The sequence below is a fragment of the Streptomyces chiangmaiensis genome (assembly GCF_036281785.1).
GTDB classification, from domain to species: domain Bacteria; phylum Actinomycetota; class Actinomycetes; order Streptomycetales; family Streptomycetaceae; genus Streptomyces; species Streptomyces chiangmaiensis.
On sequence record NZ_JAYWVC010000504.1, the window covers coordinates 1 to 1,931 of the forward strand.

General features: G+C 60.5%; 1 protein-coding gene. It reads left to right on the forward strand.

The genetic code is table 11. From position 1 onward, the window contains the following. Positions 1–588: 588 nt before the first annotated feature. Entirely contained in the window at positions 589–1,842 is a 1,254-nt protein-coding gene (gene ltrA, locus VXC91_RS44980) for a group II intron reverse transcriptase/maturase (RefSeq protein ID WP_329513108.1), read from the forward strand. Positions 1,843–1,931: the final 89 nt, after the last annotated feature.

Sequence of the window (1,931 nt, forward strand, 5' to 3'; positions counted from 1 at the left end):
CGTGTGTCACGAACGCAGAGGGGAGTTCAGGTAGGGAGAGCTTCACGATGCGGTGCTGTGCGAGAGATGAAGGATTTGGCCCTTCGGTGCCGCCCTGCGGGGGACGGTGCCAAACCGCCACATGCTGCGTTGGTTGACGACCGTCGTGGTGAGCGATGTGGAAAAGGCGGCGGTAGAGCCGTCAGGTGGGGATCAGGAAGACGAACGTAAGTGAATCGCTGCTGAAGTGTCGTTAGAAAACAGGTGACATCAGAACCGGAGATTTGTGGTTGCTCCGGGATAAGCCTGGCGGGAGTCCCGTTTACTGGCCAAGCGGTGTCCGGCATGGAGGCGACGTGAGCCTGATCTGCGGCTTTCGCATGGAACGTGAGAAGGCAGGTTCCGATAATGCCGCCTGACTAATACGGGTGGTGAGAGGGAGTGGCCCAAGCGGAAGAACCGTGAGGGCTTGAGTACCGACGCGGGGCCTGCTGGCGGACCGGCTCATAGTAGTGACGAACCCTTTGTAATGAAGGGGGAGCGAAGGGGCCGGGTCATTCGCGACTGTTCGTTCGTTCGGTCAACCGGAAGTTCTCCGGGAGGAGCTGGGTGGACCAGTTGAAATCATCAGGCAAGTCGTTTGACATCTCAAAGTGGGAGGTTCAGGAGGCGTACGAGAAGGTCAAGGCCAACAAGGGTGCGCCAGGGGTGGACGGGCGCTCTATCGAGGACTTCGAGAAGGATCTGAGGAATAATCTCTACCGGATCTGGAACCGTCTGTCCTCGGGGAGCTACTTTCCTCCTCCGGTAAAAGGTGTGGAGATCCCGAAATCACATGGTGGCGGGGTTCGTTTGCTCGGGGTGCCCACCGTAGCTGACCGAATCGCCCAAACGGTGGTAGCTCGGCGTCTTGAGGAGAAGGTCGAGCCGATCTTCCATCAAGACTCCTATGGTTACCGTCCTGGGCGGTCCGCGTTGGATGCGGTCGCGACATGCCGAAAGCGCTGCTGGAAGTACGACTGGGTGATCGATTTGGACATCCAGAAGTTCTTCGACAGCGTGCCATGGAGCCTCGTTGTCAAGGCGGTTCAGGCTCACACCGATCTCCCATGGGTAGTGCTGTATGTGCGGCGGTGGCTTGAGGCGCCGTTGCAATTACCCGATGGGACCTTGCAGCAGCGCGACCGCGGAACCCCACAGGGCTCGGCGATCTCGCCTGTGCTGGCTAACCTGTTCATGCACTACACGTTCGACATGTGGATGGCCCGGAACTACCCGGGCGTGCCATTCGAGCGGTACGCAGACGACGGCGTTGTGCACTGCGTCAGCGAGAGCCAGGCCCGGAAACTGCGGGAGGCAATCGCGAACAGGATGCGGGAAGTCGGGCTGCGGCTGCATCCCGACAAGACCAAGATCGTGTACTGCCGGGACGGTAAACGTCGACGCCCCTTCGGGGAGACGGAGTTCACCTTCCTGGGGTTCACCTTCCGGGCCCGCAAGGCCATCGACAGGAATGGAGAGAGGTTCACCTCGTTCCTGCCGGCGATCAGCAAGGAAGCCTCGAAGAAGATCAGCGGTGAAGTTCGGCAATGGCGGCTTCATCGACAGATCGGCCGGACCTTCGCCGAGCTCGCACGGGCGATCAATCCGATCGTTCGGGGCTGGATGCAGTACTTCGGCGCGTTCTACCGGTCGGCACTGCTTCCCCTCTTGGAGCGCATCAACGCCTACTTGATGCGCTGGATCCGCAAGAAATTCAAACGGCTGCGGAACTTCAAGAAGGCCCACGCGTGCTGGCGGCGTATCACCCGCCAGTACCCGAGGCTCTTCGCCCACTGGGCATGGGTTCCCACGTTCTGGTGACCAGGATGACAAGAGCCCGGTGACGGGAGACTGTCACGCCGGGATCTGTGAGGGCCGGGAGGTGAAAGTCCTCCCGGCTACTCGACCTC